Here is a 19,302-nt window from a genome sequence, read left to right as displayed (position 1 = left end):
TCGTTGGACGGGCATGACGTCCGCGCGCTGCATGACCCGCAATCGCGATTGTGCGATTTGCCGGCTCACCCCCGCGAATCAAAGGTGATAGAGCCGCAACCATGATCCGTTCCGTTCTCCGCAGCCTATTGTTGACCGCCACGCTGGCGGTCGTTCCCGCCGCCGCGCAGGTGCCGGTCACCCCGCCCGTTCCCGCGCTGCCGCCGGTGCCGTTGGTCGATCCGCAACTGCCGCTGCCGACGCTGACCAGTGCGCAGCAGCGCGAACTCGCGAAGCTGATCGCGCAGGACGAGGTGGCGCAGGGGCTGAGCCGCACGCCGCGCACCGACCTGGAGTCGCTCGACGGGCCGTCGCTGGCGCGCGTCGCGCTCGACCATGCGCGCGCGGTGCATGGCGGGCGATTGATGCCGTCGGATTTCCAGAAGGATTGGGGTATCCGCCCGGTCGCCTATGATCCGCTGCCCGGCTTTACCGATGCGGCGGCGCGCGACAAGCTGACGACGTGGGTGCGCTCGCTGCCACCGCCCTATCAGGGCTACGACACGTTGGTCGAAGGGCTGGCGCGCTATCGCAGGATCGCGGCGGCGGGCGGGTGGCCCATGCTGACGACCGCGCCATCGTTCGGGAGCAGCGGCGCGGCGGTGGCGAAGTTGCGCGAGCGGTTGGCGATCGAGGATCCGGACCTGTCCGGCACCGGCGATCGCTTCGACGCCGATTTGCTCGAGGCGGTGCGGCGCGCGCAGCGGCGCTACGGGCTCAACCCCGCGGGGCAGGTCGGCGCGCAGACGCTGGCGGCGCTGAACGTGCCGGTCGAACAGCGCGTGCAGCAGATCATGGCCAACCTGGAGCGTTGGCGCTGGCTGCCCCCCACGCTGGACCGGCGACGCGTGCAGGTGAACATCGCCGCGGCGGTGCTGACGGCGTTCGACGGCGACAAGCCGATCATGTCGATGCGCGCGGTGACCGGCCGGCCCGGCAACGAGACGCCGATGCTGGTCTCGCAGATCAACAGCATCGTCATCAACCCGCCGTGGAACGTGCCGACGTCGATCGCGACCAAGGAGCTGTTTCCCAAAGAGCGCGCCAACCCCGGCTATCTGAAGCGCAACGGCTTTCGCGTGATCGCGACGCCGGACGGCGGCAAGCGGTTGCAGCAAGCGTCGGAACAGAGCGCGCTGGGAAGGTTCAAGTTCGATTTCCCCAACGATTTCGCGGTGTACCTGCACGACACGCCGGCGCGGGCAGGATTTTCGAAGTTCGATCGGCTGGCCAGCCATGGGTGCGTACGGCTTGAAAAGCCGGAGGATCTAGCAAAGCTTCTGATGGCGACGACACCCGAGTGGCAGCCGGAACAGATCGACGCTGCATTGGCGGCTGGCAAGACGGTGCGCGCGAAGATGGCCGAGCCGGTCAGCGTGTACCTGCTCTACTGGTCGGCGTTCGCGGGCGCGAACGGGCAGGTCGGTTTTCGTGAAGATCCCTATGGCTGGGACGGCAAGCTGGCTGCTACGGTCGAACGGCGTTCCGCGGCACAGGCGCTGGCGGCGAAATGAAGGACGGACGAATGACGGTATGTCGGCATCGATTGGCATTGGTCGCGCTGGCGAGCCTGACCGTGGCCGGATGCTCGAAGTCGGAGCCGGAGCCGCCCGAGATGAACATGACCGTCCAGGAACTTGAGCCGACGCCCGAGCCGACCCCGACCGAGGAACCGAGCCCGGTGGCGATGCCGACGCCCGAGCCGAGCAACGAGACGGCGGCACTGCCCGAGCCCGAGGAGCCCGCACCAGACGCACAGATGATGGACGATGCGTCGGCGACCGGCATGACCGCGCGCGCCGATCGCAGCGGCGAGGACGCCGACACCGCGCCGGCGGAGACCAGGCGTCGCGATTGATGCGGCCTCAGCCCGGATCGAGGACCAGCAAGAGCCGTTGTGCGCCGGTGGCGCATCGCGGCGGTGAGCGATGCAGGATCAGCGGTTCCTCCATCGCCAGCCGCCCCTTGAAGACGCCGACCGTACCGGTGGGGAGCGTGTGCACGGTCTCCGGCGTGGCGGTGCGGCACCATTGCGTTCCGATGCCGCGATACGTGCACAGCATCCGCAAGCTGACGTAATCGGCGTGAAAGCGGCGACATGCATCGGTGTCGATGACGTCAAGACGTACCGTGATGGCGGCTGCGCCGGTCAATCGTCGATGGATGGCGGCAAGTAGCGTAAGGTCGTCCGCGAGCGTCCTTGCTGTGTCGGGTGGGTAGCCTGCGGCGAGCAGAGCGGGGCCAGCGGGCGTACCTTCGTCGAGCGCATGGAGCACGAGCGACAGGTCGTCCACCGTATCCAGATCGAAGGCCGAGACGATCGCGGGCGCAGGACGCCGCCAAAGCGCGAGCGCGAAATGCGGCGCGGTGACGCTGTCGAGCACGTCGGACGTGCTGTCGATCGCGACGCAGTCCGCGGAAGAGGGGCCTGGTGGAATGTCCGTTAGATACATTGCCTACCTTCGAGCTATGTTATAGTGTAACATAACGCTAGCGCGCTGGGTTTGTCCATACGACATTCTATAACGTCTCTCCCGGCGCGTGCCGGGCGCTCGCTCGCTATGCCGTTTCCAGCAGCCGCTCGGCTTGCGCGCGCGCCTCATCCGTGACGGTCGCGCCCGATAGCATCCGCGCGATCTCCTCGCGGCGGCCGGCCGGGTCCAGCGGGCGGACGCTGGTGCGAGTCACGGTGCCGTCACTCGCCTTGGCGATCATCAGATGCGTCGCGCCGCGTGCCGCCACCTGCGGGCTGTGCGTCACGACCAGCAATTGCGTCGATCCGGCAAGTCGCCCCAATCGTTCGCCGATCGCGCTGGCGACGGCGCCACCGACACCGCGATCGATCTCGTCGAAGATCATCGTCGCCGCGCCGCCTTCCTCCGCAAGCGCCACCTTCAGCGCGAGGATGAAGCGCGACAATTCGCCGCCGGATGCGATCTTCGCGAGTGGCCCGAACGGCGCGCCCGGATTGGTGGCGATCTCGAATTCGACCCGGTCGCGGCCGGCGGCCGACCAGTCGCCTTCGAGCAGGGGGGCGACGACGGTGCGGAAGCGGGCGGCGTCGAGCTTGAGCGGCGCCAGCTCCGCGGCGACCGCGGCATCGAGCCGGGTCGCAGCGGCGCTGCGGATCGCGGTCAGTTGCTCGGCCGCCGCATCATAGGCGCCGCGTGTGCGAGCTACGGCCGCTTCCAGATCGACCAGCCCCTGTTCGCCAGCGTCGAGCCGCGTCAGCCGCTCGCGCAGCTCGGCCGCGAGATCGGCAAGTGCGTCGGGCTGAACACGGTGCTTGCGCGCCATCGCGCGCAACTCGAACAATCGCGCCTCGTCGTCCTCCAGCTGGCGCGGATCGTGGATCAACGCCAGCGACGCCTCGCGCAACTTCTCCTCGGCCACGCTGCCCTCGATCAGCGCGCGATCGACCGCGGCCAGCGCCTCGCCGAGCGTGGAATGATCGTCCGCAATCCGCTCCAGCACGCGCGCGGCCTGCCGCAGGTGGCTGAGCGCCCCCGCGCTGCCGTCGAGATGCTCCACCACCGCGTCGAGATCGACTGCGGTCTTTTCGGCACGCTGCATCGAACGTCGCCGCTCGGCCAACGTCTCTTCCTCGCCGGGCTCGGCAGCGAGCGTCTCAAGCTCGGTGACGGCATGATCCAGCCAGTCGCGATCGGCGCGCGCCGCGGCGATCGCATCGCGCGCCGTGGTCAACGCCGCGCGCGCGTCGCGCCATGCGGCATAGGCGGTGGCGACGTCGCGCACCCCGCCGCGGGCGAACGTGTCGAGCAGCGCGCGGTGCCCCGCTGCGGCAAGCAGCCCGCGATCGTCGTGCTGGCCATGGATTTCGACCAGCATTGTGCCGATCTCCCGCAACAGCGCGGCGGAGGCGGGCTGGTCGTTGATGAAGCCACGACTGCCGCCGTCGGCCTTGACGATGCGTCGGATGATGAGCGGCTCGCCCCGGTCGATCTCCAGTCCGTTCTCGGTCAGCAGCGTGGCGACCGTCGGCGGGGTGTCGAAGGTGGCAGTGACCACCGCCTGCGTCGCGCCGCTGCGTACCAGCGAACTTTCACCACGTCGCCCCAGCGCAAGCCCGAGCGCGTCGAGCAGGATCGACTTACCTGCACCGGTCTCACCGGTCAGCACGCCGAGGCCAGGGCCGAATTCCAGCTCCAGCGCCTCGATCAGCACGACGTCTCGGATGGCAAGCGCGGTCAGCATGGGCCGGGGTTCCTTACCCGCAAAAGCCGCGAGGGGTTACCCTTTTTGTTCCAGGGGCTCGGCTCAACCGCCGATCGGGTTCGTCGCGGGCGAAGATGCGCCGACCGCCGGCGCCGGGATGCCGGCCTGCGCGTCGCCACCGGTCGTCGCCGGCGTGGAGGGCAGAGGCGCAGTCGCCTTGGGCGTCGCGCCTGTCGCCTCTCCTGGAATGGCCGGCTTCGTCGCGACGGGCACGATCGGCTGGCCGGGCGGCAGCGGCGCGATCGTGGCGGGCGGATTGTCCTTCACCAGCTTGTAGGCGCGGCTGTACCAATCGGTGCCGGGGTAATTGGCGCCCAGCACTGCCGCGACCTTCTCGGCCTCGTTCCGGACGCCGAGTGCCAGATAGCCTTCGGTCAGCCGCATCAGCGCCTCGGGCACGTGGGTGGTGGTCTGATACTGGTCGACCACGCGGCGGAAGCGCAACGTCGCGGACAGCCATTGGCGACGGCGTTCGTAGAAGCGGCCGATCTCCATTTCCTTGCCCGCGAGGTGGTCGCTCACCAGATCCTGCTTCAGTCGCGCATCGGCGGCGTAGCGCGAGGTCGGATAGCGGCGCATCAACTCGCCCAGCGAATCCTGCGCCTGCTGCGTGATCTTCTGATCGCGGGTGACGTCGTTGATCTGTTCGTAATAGCTCATCGCGATCAGATAATAGGCATAGGGTGCATCGCGATTGCCCGGGTGCACCGACAGGAAGCGCTGCGCGCCCTGGATCGCCTGCGTGTACTCGCCGCCCAGATAATAGCTGAACGCGCCCATCAACTGCGCGCGCCGCGCCCATACCGAATACGGATGCTGGCGCTCGACCTCGTCGAACAGCGCCGCGGCTTCCTTGTAACGGCCCTGGTCGAGCCGCTGCTTCGCGGCCGAATAAAGCGTACCCACGTCGCGCGCCACATAGGGCAGGTCGGCGCGATTGCGGCCGCCGCTCGAACAGCCGGCGAGAGAGACTGCCAGCGCGGCGACGAGCCCGGTCGCGAGCGGGCGGGACAGGAGCGGGCGAAGGGACAGGGTACGCATCGACCCGGCTCTTAGCGTAGACCTGGGCTTGCGAACAACGGCTTTCACGAGCGCGCAACGCGCGCTAGCGCGAATGCGTTGATGCGCCCGTCAACGACCGGACGAAGGATCATATCATGCCCGCCACCCTGCTCGCCACCAAGCGCGTCGAGAAGCCCTGGGGCCGGCATCAGCTTTATCCGGGCTTCCCCGATCCGGCGCCCGGCGCCGAGCCGATCGGCGAGGTGTGGTTCCAGTCCCCGCATCCCGAGCAATCCGAGCTGCTGATCAAATATCTTTTCACGAGCGAGAAACTGTCGGTACAGGATCACCCGTCCGACGCGGAGGCGCAGAAGCGCGGACTACCGCGTGGCAAGGATGAATGCTGGACGATCCTGGCCGCAGAACCCGATTCGACGATCGCGATCGGTCCCCTGCAGCCGATGACGCGCGAGGAGCTGCGCACGTCGGCCGAGGACGGCAGCCTGGAGCACAAGCTGGACTGGAAGCCGGTGAAGGCGGGCGATTTCTTTTATTCGCATTCGGGAGTGATCCACGCAATCGGCGCCGGTCTGACGCTGATCGAGGTGCAGCAGAATTCCGACACGACCTACCGGCTGTTCGACTATGGACGGCCGCGCGAGTTGCACCTGGACGACGGTGTCGCGGTCGCCGACCTCGATCCCTATGTCGCGCCTCCGCAGCCCGGCGAGGTCACCCCGGGACGGACGATCCTGGTCGAGGGTCCCAAATTCGTTCTTGAGCGGTGGACTGGCGGCAAGCGCGCGATCGCTCTCCCCGTTGGCACGACCGGCTGGCTGGTGCCCATCCGCGGCGAAGGCGTGGTGGGAGGCGTGGCATGGAAGGCAGGCGAGTGCGTGACCGTTACCGGCACCGAAGAACTGCACGCGTCGGAAGATGCCGACCTGCTGTTTGCCTATCCCGGCACCACTCGCTTGTGACTGACGTGCGGGCGGCGGGTGATGCGCCGCCCGCGCAGCTTCCACATTCCTGTTGCGTCGCAGTACATTCCGCGGGATGTTGGCGCTAACATCACGCGGCGCAGCCATCGCCGCGCGCGGGGACAACAGAGTGACGGGGAACATCAATCGGGTCGGTGACCGTGCGGGGACGCGCGGACTGTCGAGTTGTGTTGTCGATCAGGATTTGATGATCGTCGACGCGGACGACGATTTCGTCGCAGCGCTGCGTCACACGCGGGAAGCACTGATCGGACGCGACCTGTTGGCGATCATCCATCCCGACGATAGGGCGATGAACCGCGAGCGGCTTGACGCGCTGGTGGCCGGCGGCCCCCCGTTCTCGATCACGAAGCGCTACGTCTGCGCCGATGGCAGGCCGCTGTGGGTCACCAACCATGTGACCCTGTTCCAAGTGGGTGCCATGCGGCATGTGATGGCGACCGTGGAACTGCTCGATGGCCCCCCGCCCGGCGAGGAGGATCGTATCCTGCATCGCACCGCGGAGTGCATCTTGCAGAAGCGTCGGCTCCGGAACCAATATTTCGACAGTGAGCTGTTCGGGGAGGCGGGGTTCGACGTCATGCTGGACCTGTTCGTGCAGGATCTGGCCGGGCGCAGCACCTACACCACCAGTGCCGCGATCGCCTCGCGTGCACCGCTCACCACTGCGCTGCGCCAGATTGCGATGCTGGTCGAGCGCGGGCTGGTAGCGCGCGAGCCCGACCCGGTGGACCGCCGCCGGGTGCTGTTGCGGATGACGGACGATGGCGCCGAGCGGATGCGCGAGTATCTGCGCGCGACGATCCAGATCTGAGGAGCGATCCGCGGATCAGCGCAGGCGTTCGATCGCCTGCGCGAGTGCCACGTACAGCTTGCCCATGTCCGAGGACAGCAACGTCACGCCCAGCGGCGAGCCGTCGCGCTGCGCCAGGATCGTGCGCAGCATCGCCTCGAAATCGTGGATGTAGCGGTTGACCTGCTCGCGGAACGACGCGTCGTCGTCATAGAGCCGCGCCACGTCGCGCTGCTCGCTGCCGTCGAGCAACCGCACCGCCCGCCGGGTGAAGACGCCGCGATCACCCTTCAGATACGCCGCCCAGGCGCTGTCGGAGATCTCCGGTGCGAAGGTGCGCGTGAGGTCGATCGACGCGGAATTCAGCGATTCGATCAGTAGCGAGGCACGGCGCGCGAACGTGTCGCGTTCGTTCTCCTCGCCCGCAGCACGTGCGTCTTCCAACCGCTGATCGATCAATGCGATCGTCGCCTCGATGCCGCTCAGCTGCGATTGCAGGCGCTCACCCGCACGCCCTGCGGCGGCCACGGCGGTCTCCGAGATGCGCGCGACCTGCTCCACCTGCCGCTGTACGCCGCTTTCGACGGCGCGCTCCAGTGCGGCGACGCCAGCGCTCTCCAGCGCCTCGGCCGCCTCGGGGATCACGCGCGCCAACGCTTCGCGCGCATGATCTGCGGCGGCCGCCGCGGTCTCGCGGACGCGCAGCAATGCTTCGAGGAGGCGCGGGGCCGCTTCCTTGGCGAGGTCGTCGGCGCGGCGCGTCGCATCCTCGACCGCGTCGCCGATCAACCCGGCCTGCGCGCGGCCGCGCTCCAGCCCTTCGCTGAGCCGCGTCGTCAGCGTCTCGACGGTCTGGCGCTGCTCGGCGACGACCTGCGCTACCGCCTCGATCGCGTCGTGCGTGCTCTCCGCGGCGGTGACCAGGGCGAGCAGCTCGGGCTTGGCGGCGACGATCACCTGCTTGGTCGAGCCGACCCGCGTCTCGAGCCGCGCGATTGCGTCGGGCATCGTCTCGTCCATCTCACGCGCCGCGGCGTCGAGCGCGACGAGCAGGTTCTCGGTCGTGGCGATCGTGCGCTCGGCCGAGCCGTTGCCGCTGTCCAGCGCGACGGTCAGCGCCTCCGTGGTGGCCTGCAGGGCGCTGATCGTCGCCGCCAGTTGCCGGCTGCGCTCGGTACCCTGCGCGTGCAGCGCATCGAAGCGGCCGCCGGCCTGATCGATCGCGTCGTCGAGCGTGCTGAACAGCATCTCGCCCGCGCCACGCTGCGCGTCCAGCCGCGCCGCGATTCGCTCGATCACGACTTCGACGAGCGCAATCCGCTCGCCGAGCGCCTCGGCACTGCCGCGCGCGGCATGGTCGAGCGCCTGCTGGTTGGCGTTGACCATCGCCAGCATCGCTTCGCCCTGCGCGACGATGCCCTTGCGCGACGCGTCGATCGCGCTCGCGGTCCGCTCCAGCAACGCGTCGACTGCCGCGGCGGCGTCCGACGTAACGCCGTCGAGCCGCAGCCCGGCGGTGGCGCTGGTCGCCTCCATGCGCTGCATGTAAGCGGCGAGTTTCTCGGCAGCGCCGCCCGCGACCGTTTCCGCCTCGCGCCCGCGTGCGGTGAGCGCGGCGACCTGTGCGTCGAGCGCACCGGCATGTTCGTAGGCGACCAGCCCGGCCTGATCGATCGTGGCGGCGAGCGCGCGCGTCTCGTCCTCGGCCTGCGGCAACGCCGCGAGCAGGGCGGCCAGTTGTTCGTTCGCGTGGACGGTTGCGATCGACAGCGCACGCGCGTGCGTGTCGGCGCGCCCGATCTCCGCCGACAGGTCGTCGCCGATGGTCGCCAGCCGTGCGGTCGCGGCCTCGCCGAGCGCGGTGAGCAACCGAACCTGTTCGGCAAGCGCGGTGCGGCGATCCTCGATCTCGTCGCCCAATGCCGCGACCGCGCTCTCCAGCGCGGCCGATTCGACACGCATCGCGCGCGCCGTCGCGCCGAACCGTCGCGCCTCGGCATCGCTGGTGCGCAGGGCGAGCAGCCAGACGATCCCGGCAAGTGCGGGAACGGTCGCCGCGGCGGCGCCGAACTGCGCGAGCGCGAGCGGCGGCATCGTCGGAAGCGCGTCGCGGGCGATCCAAAGCAGCCCCACGATCCAGACCGCGGCGAGCACCGCCGCGACCCAGCCGAGGATCATGCGGCGACGCAGCGGCGCGGCCATGTCGTCGTCATCGGAGAAGACGGGATCGGTCACGTACGTTTGCGGCTCCGCGTGCGGCGTCGGGACGAATGATGCTGCCGGCGCGTCCGCACCAGCCGGTCGAATGTCGTAAATGGAAGACGGCCCCCCGTTCATCGGGCGGGTGTAACACGTTTGCCGCGCCCGGGAAGCCGTTTCCGGCCCACATGGCCGCTCGGTTCGGCGCAAGCAGCGGTCGCGTCACGGTTGTTGCCAGTGGCGGCCGTCGATCCTAACAGCCTCATCCATGCTGGCTGGCCTCTTATTCGCGACCCATGAGGCGGAGGACCGCTCCGGGATGCTTGCGGCAACGCTGCCGTTCGCGGCCGCCACGCTGATCGAATATCAGGCGCGGCTGCTGCTGGCGTGCGATGCGGGGCAGATCGTCGTGGTCGTCTCGCGGCTGACGCCCGAACTGATCGGGGCGCTGGCCCGGATCGGCCGCCGCGGCGTGGCGGTTGATACGGTGCGCAGTGCTGCCGACGCCTTGGCCAAGCTCCACCCGCTGGCACGGGTCGTGATGGTCGCCGACGGGCTGGTCACGACCGAGGACGTGGTGAGCCGGATCGCGGGCGAGGCAGGCGACGCGCTGCTGGTGGTGCCGGCGGCGCAGGCGGCGCCGGGGTTCGAGCGTGTCGGCGGCGGCGCGGCGTGGGCGGGGGTGGCACGCATCGATGCCGGCCGCGTGGCGGATGCGGCGCGGCTGCCGGAGGATTACGACCTGCAATCCACCTTGCTCCATGCCGCCGAACAGGCCGGCGCGCGACACGTCACGCTGCGGCTGGACGGTATGGCGATGGGGCACGGGATCGAGCGGCGTGCCGTCGCGCTGGAGGAGCGTGGGCGCGCGGTCCTCTCCGCATCGATGGCAGTGCGACCGAGCTGGTTCGAGCGGGTGGTGCTGCGTCCGCTCGCGCGAATGGCGATCCCCTGGATCGCCCGGCACGGCATCGGGACCGAGGCCTGCTGCGCCGGCGCGGCGGTGGCGATGTTCGCCGGGCTGGCGACGATCGCATCTGGTTTCCCGGGGAGCGGTCTGGCGCTGGTGCTGGTCGGGATATTGTCGTCGGAACTGGCCGGCGCGCTGGCGCTGTTTCGCGACGAGCCTGGGCTGCTGCGCGCGAACCGCATCGCGATCCTGGTCGCGCCGGGGCTGGCGACGCTGCTGCTGGCGCATGTGGTCGATGCGCAGGCCGCGACGACGACGGCGCGGCTGCTTGCGCTGTTCGCGCTCGTGGTCGGCGGGGTCGGCGAGCGGGCGGCGAGCGCGAGCGGGCGGAGGCCGTGGTGGGGTGTGACCCCCGCCTATCTGGCGTTGCTGACGTTGTTCGCGTTGCTGGGATACCCGACCTTCGGCATCGCAGCGGTCTCCGCTTACGCCGCAGTGACGCTGATCGCCGCCGTCGAGCGACTCCGCCACGCTTAGCCGGGCCTTAACGAAGGCCGGCTAGAGTGTCGGCATGTCCGCGGCTTTTCATCACGCCTCCGTCGTCGGCGATCCCGCGCGAATCGCGGCGCGGGTCGCCGATGCCGCGTCCGCGGCGGACCGGCGATCGGACGTGGCCGTCGAGGACGTGTTCCTCTCGCAGCCCGGCCGGCTGGACGACCGGACGCGTGCCGCAACGCTGCGGCTGGCCGAGACGACGATCGGCGCGATCGAGCAGCAGATCGTCGGCGACGCCGCGCGCGCCCTGGCGGACGCCGGTCGCCGCGACGCGGCAGCGGTGCTCGAATCGAATCAGGCGTTGGCGTGGCCGCGGTTGATCGAGGCCGGGCTGATGCGCGATGCCGAACTGATCGGCGAACTGATTGCCCAGGCACGCGTCGACTTGCTCGATGACTCACTGACCACGCTGCGGGCGCCGGACGCCGGGACAACCCTGGTGACGGCGTTGGTCCAGAGCGGCGCGCCGGCGCAGCGCACCGCCGCGATCGCCTATCTGGTCGCGGATGGGACGCGTCGGCTGGCGGTGGGCGGGCGGCAGGCGATCTTGCCGGTGGTGCTGTATGCGCGAGTCGCGTGGTGGGTGGCGGCGGTTCTGCGCGAACGACTGAGCGGGGCGGGCGGCGTAGAGAGCGATCGCGCGCTGGCCGACGCCACACATCGCTGCCTGAGCGGGTATGACCACGCCGCCGGGGTCGACGATGCGGCCGCGCGGCTCGTGCAGGCGCTTTCACCCTCGGCTTCGGAGCGTGCCGAGTTGATGGTGCGTGCCCTCGATAGCGCCCGCATTACGCTGTTCGTGGCATTGTTGGCGGAGGGGTTGTCGATCGACTCCGTGGAGGCGCGCGCGTTGGTGCTCGATTCGGCGAGCGACCGGCTATGGCTGGCGCTGCGCGCGGCAGGCTTGCCGAGAGAAGCGATTGCGCGCGCCGGCTTCCTCCTGTCGGAGGCGGATCGCGAGCGCGATCTGTCGATGCTGGTCGAGACGATCGAGACGCTCGCCGCGCTTGACCCGGCGGCCGCCGCTTCGACAATCGCGACGGTGCGGTTGCCGCGCGACTTCCGCGCCGCCGTGCGGGCGCTGGCCCGCCGCTCCGCCGCGTGACCCGCGGCATGTTCCACGCCCTGGTCGATGCCGACGACCGTGTGCTGAGCGGCGACGCACGGTTCGCGGAGTTGAACGACCGTGCGGCAGGCCGCGCCGGTGCGGGACTCGCCTTGGCCGCGGTCGGCGCATTGGTGCGGATCGCGCGCGGTTTGCGGGTGCCGGTCGCGCGGACGGTGACGATCGGCGACGATCGCGTGGACGGCGACTGGCATGTCCGCGCGGTGCCGGGCGAGGATCGTACCGTCGCACTGGCGGCGACCCTGCTGCGCGAGCGGCCGGCGGCCGCAGCCGCACCGGGCATGATTGCGGAGGTATCGCCCCCGGCGGGCGCGGCGTGGACGTGGGAGGTCGATGCGGGCCTGCGCGTCACGCGGCTCGCGCCCGAAGCGGTGACGCGGCACGGGCTTGATCCGGTGGTCGTTCTGGCACAGCCGCTCGCCGGATTGTTCGTCCTGACGGCGCATTCGGATGGCGCGATGCCGTTGCTCGAGGCGGTGTCGAACGCGCGCGACTTCGCCGGACAGGCGGCCACCTTGCGTGCATGCGGCGAGCGCGTGATGCTGGCGGGGCATGTCCGTCACGATGTCGGGGGCGGGTTCGCCGGTTTCGTGGGCGGCGTGTTCACCGATGTGCCGGAGGCGTCGGTACCCGACGGTTTGACGAACAATTTCAACGCGCGGCTGCACCGTGTTCTGCGCATGCCACTCGGCACGATCATCGCACAGGCGGAGAGCATCCGCGCCGCCGTCGATGGGCCCGTCGACGCGCATTACATGGACTATGCCGCGGACATCGCCAGCGCCGGGCGGCACCTGCTCGGACTGGTCGACGATCTGGTCGACATGGAGGCAATCGAGCGTTCCGATTTCGCGACCGCCCGCGACCCGATCGACCTGGGCGAGATCGCGCGCACCGCTGCGGGGTTGCTGGCCGGGGCGGCCGCGCAGGCGGGCGTCACGATTGCGCCCTTGTCGGGCGAAGCGAGCGCACTGGCGATTGGAGAACATCGCCGGGCGTTGCAGATCGTCGTCAACCTGCTTGGCAACGCGGTGGCCTACTCACCGCGCGGCGGGACGGTGCGGATGCGGCTGAAACGTCGCGACGGGCACGTTCGCCTGCTGGTCGCGGACGACGGACGCGGCATCCCGGAGCATGAGCAGCCGCGCATTTTCGAGAAATTCGTTCGTGGCGACGACAGCGAGCCCGGCGGCAACGGCCTCGGCCTCTACATCGCCCGTCGCCTGGCACAGGCAATGGACGGCGCGCTTACCGTCGAGAGCGGGGCCGGCGAAGGCGCGTGCTTCACGCTCTCGCTACCCGACGCCGCCTAGTTCAGCGCAGCCGCCGCCCGAGCAGGATCAGCAATAGCCCGAACACCGCCAGCCCGGTGCCGTAATCCGCCCAGACGGCACGCCCCAGCATGAAGCTGGAGCGCGGCCAATCCACATAGCCCAGCCCCTGCGCGATCCATAAGGCGCCCATCAACGCGCAGAGCACGCCGACGGCGAACAGGGTCTTGCGGAGCATGGGCCGACGTCCTCAGCGCTGGTCGACGGGAAGGTACGAACGCTGCGTCGGCCCGGTGTAGAGCTGACGCGGACGGCCGATCTTCTGATCGGGATCGGTGATCATCTCGTTCCACTGCGCCACCCAGCCGACGGTACGTGCGAGCGCGAACAGCACGGTGAACATGCTGGTCGGGAAGCCGATCGCCGACAGGATCACGCCCGAATAGAAATCGACGTTCGGGAACAGCTTCTTCTCGACGAAATACGGATCGTTGAGCGCGATCTCTTCAAGCCGCAGCGCGGTCTCGAACAGCGGATCCTGCACGTTCAGCGCCTCGAACACCTCGCGCACCGTTTTCTGCATCACGGTCGCGCGCGGATCGTAGTTCTTGTAGACGCGATGGCCGAAGCCCATCAGGCGGAACGGATCGTTCTTGTCCTTCGCACGCGCGATGAACTCGGGGATGCGCTCCGGCGTGCCGATCTCGTGCAGCATGTTGAGCGCCGCCTCGTTCGCGCCGCCGTGCGCCGGCCCCCACAGGCAGGCGATGCCCGCTGCGATGCACGCGAACGGATTGGCCCCCGACGAACCCGCCAGCCGGACCGTGGAGGTCGACGCATTCTGTTCGTGATCGGCGTGCAGGATGAAGATGCGATCCATCGCCTTCTCCACCGCCGGATTCACGACATACGGCTCGGCGGGAACGCCGAACGTCATGCGCAGGAAGTTGCCGGTGTAGCTCAGCGAGTTGTCGGGATAGAGGAACGGCTGTCCGACGCTGTACTTATAGGCCATTGCCGCGATCGTCGGCATCTTCGCGATCAGCCGATGCGACGCGATCATGCGCTGCTGCGGATCATGGATGTCGGTCGAATCGTGGTAGAAAGCGCTGAGCGCGCCGACGACGCCGCACATGATCGCCATCGGATGTGCGTCGCGACGGAAGCCGCGGAAGAACTGCGCCAGCTGCTCATGCACCATCGTGTGGCGCGTGATCGTGCGCGAGAAGGCGTCGAGCTCGCCCTGGTCCGGCAGTTCGCCGTTCAGGAGCAGGTAGCAGACCTCCATGAAGCTGGACTGCTCGGCAAGCTCGCCGATCGGGTAGCCGCGGTGCAGAAGCACGCCCTCGTCGCCGTCGATATAGGTCAGCTTCGACTGGCACGACGCGGTCGAGGTGAACCCCGGATCATAGGTGAACGCGCCCGTTTGCGCGTAGAGCTTGCGGATGTCGACCACGTCGGGGCCGACGGAGCCCGACAGGACCGGATAGTCGAGCGCCTCGCCCGACAGCGTGAACTTTGCGGCTTCGGTCATGATCTTCTCCTGTCAGGCCCCGGTCGGGGTCATGTGGTCCGCAATGCGGGCCAGGCTTTCCGCGCGTCCTAGAAGGACGAGTACGTCGAAGATGCCCGGCGAGGTCTTGCGGCCGGTCAGCGCGACGCGGAGGGGCTGGGCGACCTGGCCGAGCTTCACGCCCGCCTCTTCGGCCACCAAACGCACCGCCGCTTCGGTCGTCTCCGTATCCCAGTTGTGCACTGCGTCAAGTGTCCCGTGCAGGCGGGCGAGGAGCGCGGGCGCGTCCCCGGCCAGCAACGGTGCGGCTGCTTCGTCCACCGCCAGCGGGCGCGTGGCGAACAGGAACCCTGCGGCGTCCGTGAGTTCATTGACGTTCGCGGCGCGCGGTTTGAGTGACGGCATCGCCGCCAGCAGGATCGAACGCCGGGTATCGTCATGATCCAGATCGAGTTTGGCCGCGACCAGATCCGCCAGCCGCGCATCGTCGGTGGCGCGGATATAATGACCGTTGAGGTTCTCAAGCTTCTTCAGGTCGAACCGGCTTGGCGACTTGCCGACCGCGTCGAGATCGAACCAGCGGATCGCATCCTCGCGGCTGATGATCTCGTCGTCGCCATGCCCCCAGCCGAGCCGCAGCAGGTAATTGTCCAGCGCTTCCGGCAGGATCCCGAGTTCGTCGCGGTACGCCTCGATCCCGACCGCGCCGTGGCGCTTCGACAGCTTGGCGCCGTCGCTGCCGTGGATCAGCGGGATGTGCGCATAGACCGGGTCGGGCCAGCCGCCCTCGATCGCGTCCATGGCGCGATAGATCGGCAGCTGGCGAAATGCGTTGTTGAGATGGTCGTCGCCGCGGATGACGTGCGTCACTCCCATGTCATGGTCGTCGACGACGACCGCAAGCATATAGGTCGGTGTCCCGTCGGAGCGGAGCAGTACGAGGTCGTCGAGCTCGGCGTTCTGGACCGTCACCTCCCCCTGCACCTTGTCCGCGATCGTCACGGCGCCCTCGGTCGGCGCGCGCAGACGCACGACATAGGGCTTGTCCGCGGGATGATCGGTGCGATCGCGCCACGGCGAGCGGATGCGCAACGGCTGCTTGGCGGCCTGCGCCGCGGCGCGCATCGCGTCCAGCTCCTCCTGCGTCAGGTAGCAGCGGTAAGCGTGACCATGTTCGATCATCGTGTGCGCGACCGCGGCGTGGCGATCGGCGCGCGCGAACTGGAACACCTCCTCGCCGTCCCAGTCGAGGCCGAGCCAGCGCATTCCGTTCAGGATCGCGTCGATCGCGGGTTGCGTCGAGCGTGCGCGGTCGGTGTCCTCGATCCGCAGCCGGAAGGTGCCGCCGTGATGCCGGGCATACAGCAGGTTGAACAGCGCGGTGCGCGCGCCGCCGATGTGAAGGAACCCCGTCGGCGACGGGGCGAAGCGGGTGACGACGGCGGGGCCGTCCGCGCTGGCGGTTTTGTCGGTTGCGCTCAAGCGCGCTTGCTCCCAGGCTGGAAAATCGAATGGCCAGTTCAGCCGCGCCCGCCTCTAGCAAAGCATCGTCGGCGCTTCAAACGCGCGCGCGACATGGTATCGCTTTGATACACGCGCGCATCGAACGGCGGCTGGAGGCCGAGCGTGACCAGCTCGTGCTGTGGGTCCCGGTCGCGCTCGGTGCCGGGGTGGCCGCGTGGTTCGTGCTGCCCGATCCGCGCAGCTGGACGGCGGCGTTGCTGGTGGCGCTCGCGACGGGGCTGGCCACGCTGGCGACGGCGCGGGGCGGCAGGGCGCCGGTGTTGCTGGGTGCGGTGGCGCTCGGCTTCGCAATCGGCCTGGCGCTGGTCTGGGCGCGGGCCGAGCGTGTCGCCGCGCCGGTGCTGGCGCGTCCGACGATCGCGTGGGTGACCGGCGAAGTAGAACGCGTGGAGCCGTTGCCGGCGCGGCGGCTGGTGCGGGTGACGCTGGCGGTGCGCGCGTGGGATGGTGACGGTCGTGCGCCGACTCGGGTGCGCGTCAATCTGGAAGCGGACGGGTTGCGGGCGGGGGTGGCGCGTGGCGCGACGGTCCGGGTCCGCGCGCGATTGATGCCGCCCGCGCCGGCGGCGGTGCCCGGCGCGTACGATTTCGCGCGGGTGGCGTGGTTCGCGGGACTGGGGGCGAGCGGGCGCGGGTTCGCACCCGTGACGGTGGTGACCCCGGCAAAAGACGGCGGCGCGGGCGTCCGCGAGCGCTTGAGCGCCCATATCGAGGCACGGCTACCGGGCAGCGCGGGCGGGATCGCCGCGGCACTCGCCACCGGCGACACCGGTGCTATCGACGAACCCGATGCCGAGGCGATGCGGCGGGCAGGACTCGCGCACCTGCTATCGGTCAGCGGGCTGCACATCACCGCGGCGGTCGCGCTGGTGATGTGGATGACGCTGCGCGTGCTCGCGTTGTCACCGCGGCTGGCGCTGACCGGGCGGCTGCCGCTGGTCGCAGCCGCGGCGGGAGCGGTCGCGGCGATCGGTTATACGTGGCTGACCGGGGCGCAGGTGCCGACGATCCGCAGCTGCGTCGCGGCGCTGATGGTGCTTGTCGCGCTGGCGCTGGGACGCGAGGCGCTGACGCTGCGGCTGGTGGCGGTGGGGGCATTGGTCGTGTTGCTGGCATGGCCCGAGGCGGTGGCGGGGGCGAGCTTCCAATTGTCGTTCGCGGCGGTGACCGCGATCGTGGCGCTCCACGAACATCCGCGCGTGCGCGGATGGTTCGTCGTACATGACGAGTCGCGCTGGCGCGGCGTGTTGCGCGGGCTTGCATCGCTGCTGGTCACTGGCGTGGCGGTTGAACTGACGCTGATGCCGATCGCGGTGTTCCATTTTCATCAGGCCGGGCTGTACGGTGCGTTCGCAAACATCGTGGCGATCCCGCTGACGACATTCGTGGTGATGCCTGCGGAGGCGCTGGCGCTGTTGCTCGATGCGGTTGGGTTGGGCGCGGTGGGGTGGTGGGTCGCCGGCAAGGCGCTCGCGGTGTTGCTGTGGATCGCGCGGAGCGTGGCGGCGGCGCCCGGCGCCGTGACGGCGCTGCCGGTGATGCCGCACGCGGCGTTCGGCGCGATCGTGGCAGGCGGGCTATGGCTGGCGATCTGGCGGACGCGGTGGCGCTACGCCGGGTTGCTGCCGGTTGCGATCGGCACCGTCTGGACGCTGGCGACGCCGGTGCCGGACCTGATCGTTACCGGGGGCGGCCGGCACCTCGCCCTGCGCGACGATGCCGGTCGGGTGGCGATCCTGCGCGATCGTACCGGTGACTATATGCGCGATCTGCTGTCGGAGGCTGGCGGCCTGGACGGCGAGCCGGCGCTGCTCAGCGAGGAGGGCGCGGCGCAGTGCAACCGCGACCTCTGCCGGATGGAGCGTACCGCCGCGGGTCGGCGCTGGCGTATTCTGGCGACCCGCAGCAGCGATCTCGTCCCCGCGGCCGCGTTCGTGCCACTGTGCCATGATGCCGATGTCGTCGTCAGCGATCGACGCCTGCCACACCGTTGCCGCGCCCGCTGGCTGACGCTCGATCGAACGATGCTGGCGCGGACCGGCGGGGTGGCGGTGACCTTCGCAACGCAGCGGGTGACCACCGTCCGTCGCGCCGGCGACGCGCACCCGTGGATCATGGCGACGGCGCTCCCGGTTGTCGCTGCAAGGGGCAGGGTGTCGCGTTTCGTTCGCCGGGACCGCCCGCGGGGCGACGTTCGCGATTACGGATTGCCGAGCCAAAGTCGTATGAGTGGCGGAGATCGGCGGCGGATCAGTGAGTGACGGTCGGTAGCGATTGTCGTGCGAACAGGGCGGGATCGACATTCCGCCTGCTCGGGCAACCGCGCTTGCACGGCCCGGCAGATCTGCTCCCTTCACCTGTCTTGCGAGCGTAGCGAAGCAATCCAGCGTTCCGCACGATGCCCTTTGCTTAGCCACGCTTGGAGAGACGGAGTTGGCAGGGGATTCGGCTGAATGTCGATCGGCCCTAGAGCGGCGCTCATTGTCGCCGGGCGGACGTGAACGACGTGCTGCACAAGCGGAATCAGCGTAGCCAATCAATCTCGCGCGCTGTTATGCGCTCCGCCTCACTTGTAAGAACGGCTGCATACAAGATAGTGACGCGTGAGATCTGGCGTTGTTTTGCGCGGAGTCATGTTGCACGTCTGGTCTTGATGGTTATACCTCGGCGTCACTCGCTATTCCGTATTCGTCAGCGTAGCACGACAATCCGGCCGCACCACGCCACCGTCCTCGACCCCGCTCCCGGTCACGAACTTCGGCGGCTTGCCGCGTTCTATCTTGAAACTGCGAAAATGTTCGAGCGCCGCGGCTCCCGGCAAGTGCACGTCGCATCGGCATATCGATTTCGATCCAGTGCAGGTTGGTGTCTGCCAGTCATCAGCACTCGCCTTCGCCACGGATCTGATCCGAAGCTTCGTTGCTTGATGACAAAAGCAGCAGCCGGATCTCAGCGCACACCGGTTTGTCAGTAATCGCGCATCTGGATCGCCGGATGCTCCGACGTTTTAGGCTGAAGGTGGTTGGTGCTACAAAACGTCGTGAACGCGCACAAAGTCGGCGGCACGTGCACCCCATTTTGCGAGCAAGCGCATCGAAGCCGCTCAACCCCGCGGTGCCGGCGCGAGTTTAGC

General features: G+C 69.0%; 15 protein-coding genes. 8 read left to right on the top strand and 7 right to left on the bottom strand.

Going from position 1 to position 19,302, the window contains the following annotated elements; all coding sequences use genetic code 11:
- The first annotated feature begins 101 nt into the window (after nucleotides 1-101).
- Nucleotides 102-1,553: a L,D-transpeptidase family protein gene (locus tag SPHPHY_RS0114170; protein WP_022687348.1), complete on the top strand. Its 1,452-nt coding sequence runs from the start codon at nucleotides 102-104 to the stop codon at nucleotides 1,551-1,553.
- Nucleotides 1,554-1,564: 11 nt separating this feature from the next.
- A complete protein-coding gene (locus SPHPHY_RS0114165) occupies nucleotides 1,565-1,897 on the top strand; it encodes a hypothetical protein (protein ID WP_043131259.1) in 333 nt (110 codons plus the stop codon).
- Nucleotides 1,898-1,904: 7 nt separating this feature from the next.
- Here SPHPHY_RS0114165 and SPHPHY_RS0114160 read toward each other — a convergent pair whose 3' ends face one another.
- The 3 genes from SPHPHY_RS0114160 to bamD form a co-directional block, all read right to left on the bottom strand.
- Nucleotides 1,905-2,492 (bottom strand): DUF1826 domain-containing protein, encoded by a 588-nt coding sequence (locus tag SPHPHY_RS0114160; protein WP_081645316.1) that lies wholly within the window; start codon nucleotides 2,490-2,492, stop codon nucleotides 1,905-1,907.
- A 106-nt stretch (nucleotides 2,493-2,598) separates the two neighbouring features.
- Nucleotides 2,599-4,254, bottom strand: coding sequence for a DNA repair protein RecN (gene recN, locus SPHPHY_RS0114155; RefSeq protein WP_022687345.1), 1,656 nt, complete (start codon nucleotides 4,252-4,254; stop codon nucleotides 2,599-2,601).
- A 63-nt stretch (nucleotides 4,255-4,317) separates the two neighbouring features.
- On the bottom strand, nucleotides 4,318-5,316 hold the full coding sequence (gene bamD / locus SPHPHY_RS20245; protein WP_022687344.1) for an outer membrane protein assembly factor BamD: 999 nt from the start codon (nucleotides 5,314-5,316) through the stop codon (nucleotides 4,318-4,320).
- Between the two features lie 116 nt (nucleotides 5,317-5,432).
- On the opposite strand from bamD, the gene SPHPHY_RS0114145 reads away from it, so the two are divergent.
- Both SPHPHY_RS0114145 and SPHPHY_RS21015 read left to right on the top strand, forming a co-directional pair.
- Nucleotides 5,433-6,257: a class I mannose-6-phosphate isomerase gene (locus SPHPHY_RS0114145; protein WP_022687343.1), complete on the top strand. Its 825-nt coding sequence runs from the start codon at nucleotides 5,433-5,435 to the stop codon at nucleotides 6,255-6,257.
- A gap of 76 nt (nucleotides 6,258-6,333) precedes the next feature.
- The gene (locus tag SPHPHY_RS21015) at nucleotides 6,334-7,092 is read left to right on the top strand and encodes a PAS domain-containing protein (RefSeq protein ID WP_081645315.1); all 759 of its coding nucleotides are present in this window, start codon (nucleotides 6,334-6,336) and stop codon (nucleotides 7,090-7,092) included.
- 15 nt (nucleotides 7,093-7,107) lie between these two features.
- Here the strand turns inward: SPHPHY_RS21015 and SPHPHY_RS0114135 are convergent, their stop codons facing one another.
- Nucleotides 7,108-9,306 carry a hypothetical protein gene (locus tag SPHPHY_RS0114135; RefSeq protein WP_022687341.1) on the bottom strand — a complete coding sequence of 733 codons (2,199 nt, stop codon included), beginning with the start codon at nucleotides 9,304-9,306 and terminating at the stop codon, nucleotides 7,108-7,110.
- Between the two features lie 232 nt (nucleotides 9,307-9,538).
- On the opposite strand from SPHPHY_RS0114135, the gene SPHPHY_RS0114130 reads away from it, so the two are divergent.
- Genes SPHPHY_RS0114130 through SPHPHY_RS0114120 form a run of 3 tightly spaced genes read left to right on the top strand, consistent with a single transcriptional unit; the run spans nucleotide 9,539 to nucleotide 13,174 of the window.
- Nucleotides 9,539-10,717 carry a hypothetical protein gene (locus SPHPHY_RS0114130; RefSeq protein ID WP_022687340.1) on the top strand — a complete coding sequence of 393 codons (1,179 nt, stop codon included), beginning with the start codon at nucleotides 9,539-9,541 and terminating at the stop codon, nucleotides 10,715-10,717.
- Between the two features lie 34 nt (nucleotides 10,718-10,751).
- The gene (locus tag SPHPHY_RS20235) at nucleotides 10,752-11,840 is read left to right on the top strand and encodes a DUF2336 domain-containing protein (protein WP_022687339.1); all 1,089 of its coding nucleotides are present in this window, start codon (nucleotides 10,752-10,754) and stop codon (nucleotides 11,838-11,840) included.
- An 8-nt stretch (nucleotides 11,841-11,848) separates the two neighbouring features.
- Nucleotides 11,849-13,174: a sensor histidine kinase gene (locus tag SPHPHY_RS0114120; RefSeq protein WP_022687338.1), complete on the top strand. Its 1,326-nt coding sequence runs from the start codon at nucleotides 11,849-11,851 to the stop codon at nucleotides 13,172-13,174.
- A 1-nt stretch (nucleotide 13,175) separates the two neighbouring features.
- Here SPHPHY_RS0114120 and SPHPHY_RS0114115 read toward each other — a convergent pair whose 3' ends face one another.
- The 3 genes from SPHPHY_RS0114115 to gltX are packed head-to-tail and all read right to left on the bottom strand — an operon-like array spanning nucleotide 13,176 to nucleotide 16,127.
- Nucleotides 13,176-13,370: a hypothetical protein gene (locus tag SPHPHY_RS0114115; protein ID WP_022687337.1), complete on the bottom strand. Its 195-nt coding sequence runs from the start codon at nucleotides 13,368-13,370 to the stop codon at nucleotides 13,176-13,178.
- Between the two features lie 12 nt (nucleotides 13,371-13,382).
- Complete coding sequence (gene gltA / locus SPHPHY_RS0114110; protein ID WP_022687336.1) at nucleotides 13,383-14,666, bottom strand: citrate synthase; 1,284 nt, start codon at nucleotides 14,664-14,666, stop codon at nucleotides 13,383-13,385.
- 12 nt (nucleotides 14,667-14,678) lie between these two features.
- A complete protein-coding gene (gltX, locus tag SPHPHY_RS0114105; protein WP_022687335.1) occupies nucleotides 14,679-16,127 on the bottom strand; it encodes a glutamate--tRNA ligase in 1,449 nt (482 codons plus the stop codon).
- Nucleotides 16,128-16,156: 29 nt separating this feature from the next.
- Between gltX and SPHPHY_RS20230 the strand changes: the two genes are divergently transcribed.
- Nucleotides 16,157-18,430: a ComEC/Rec2 family competence protein gene (locus tag SPHPHY_RS20230; RefSeq protein WP_196802170.1), complete on the top strand. Its 2,274-nt coding sequence runs from the start codon at nucleotides 16,157-16,159 to the stop codon at nucleotides 18,428-18,430.
- The last annotated feature ends 872 nt before the right edge of the window (nucleotides 18,431-19,302 follow it).

The organism is Sphingomonas phyllosphaerae 5.2 (genome assembly GCF_000419605.1).
GTDB classification, from domain to species: Bacteria; Pseudomonadota; Alphaproteobacteria; order Sphingomonadales; family Sphingomonadaceae; genus Sphingomonas; species Sphingomonas phyllosphaerae_B.
The sequence above is the reverse complement of the archived record's forward strand: the minus strand, read 5'-3'. Positions and strand labels throughout refer to the sequence as shown.

What these genes read in the sequence shown, in the direction of transcription:
- SPHPHY_RS0114130 (WP_022687340.1), top strand. Translation starts at nt 9,539, where the DNA reads ATGCTGGCTGGCCTCTTATTCGCGACCCATGAGGCGGAGGACCGCTCC.
- SPHPHY_RS0114145 (WP_022687343.1), top strand. Translation starts at nt 5,433, where the DNA reads ATGCCCGCCACCCTGCTCGCCACCAAGCGCGTCGAGAAGCCCTGGGGC.
- SPHPHY_RS0114120 (WP_022687338.1), top strand. Translation starts at nt 11,849, where the DNA reads ATGTTCCACGCCCTGGTCGATGCCGACGACCGTGTGCTGAGCGGCGAC.
- bamD (WP_022687344.1), bottom strand. Translation starts at nt 5,316, where the DNA reads ATGCGTACCCTGTCCCTTCGCCCGCTCCTGTCCCGCCCGCTCGCGACC.
- SPHPHY_RS0114115 (WP_022687337.1), bottom strand. Translation starts at nt 13,370, where the DNA reads ATGCTCCGCAAGACCCTGTTCGCCGTCGGCGTGCTCTGCGCGTTGATG.
- SPHPHY_RS21015 (WP_081645315.1), top strand. Translation starts at nt 6,334, where the DNA reads ATGTTGGCGCTAACATCACGCGGCGCAGCCATCGCCGCGCGCGGGGAC.
- SPHPHY_RS20230 (WP_196802170.1), top strand. Translation starts at nt 16,157, where the DNA reads ATGGCCAGTTCAGCCGCGCCCGCCTCTAGCAAAGCATCGTCGGCGCTT.
- SPHPHY_RS20235 (WP_022687339.1), top strand. Translation starts at nt 10,752, where the DNA reads ATGTCCGCGGCTTTTCATCACGCCTCCGTCGTCGGCGATCCCGCGCGA.
- SPHPHY_RS0114165 (WP_043131259.1), top strand. Translation starts at nt 1,565, where the DNA reads ATGACGGTATGTCGGCATCGATTGGCATTGGTCGCGCTGGCGAGCCTG.
- SPHPHY_RS0114160 (WP_081645316.1), bottom strand. Translation starts at nt 2,492, where the DNA reads ATGTATCTAACGGACATTCCACCAGGCCCCTCTTCCGCGGACTGCGTC.
- SPHPHY_RS0114170 (WP_022687348.1), top strand. Translation starts at nt 102, where the DNA reads ATGATCCGTTCCGTTCTCCGCAGCCTATTGTTGACCGCCACGCTGGCG.
- gltA (WP_022687336.1), bottom strand. Translation starts at nt 14,666, where the DNA reads ATGACCGAAGCCGCAAAGTTCACGCTGTCGGGCGAGGCGCTCGACTAT.
- recN (WP_022687345.1), bottom strand. Translation starts at nt 4,254, where the DNA reads ATGCTGACCGCGCTTGCCATCCGAGACGTCGTGCTGATCGAGGCGCTG.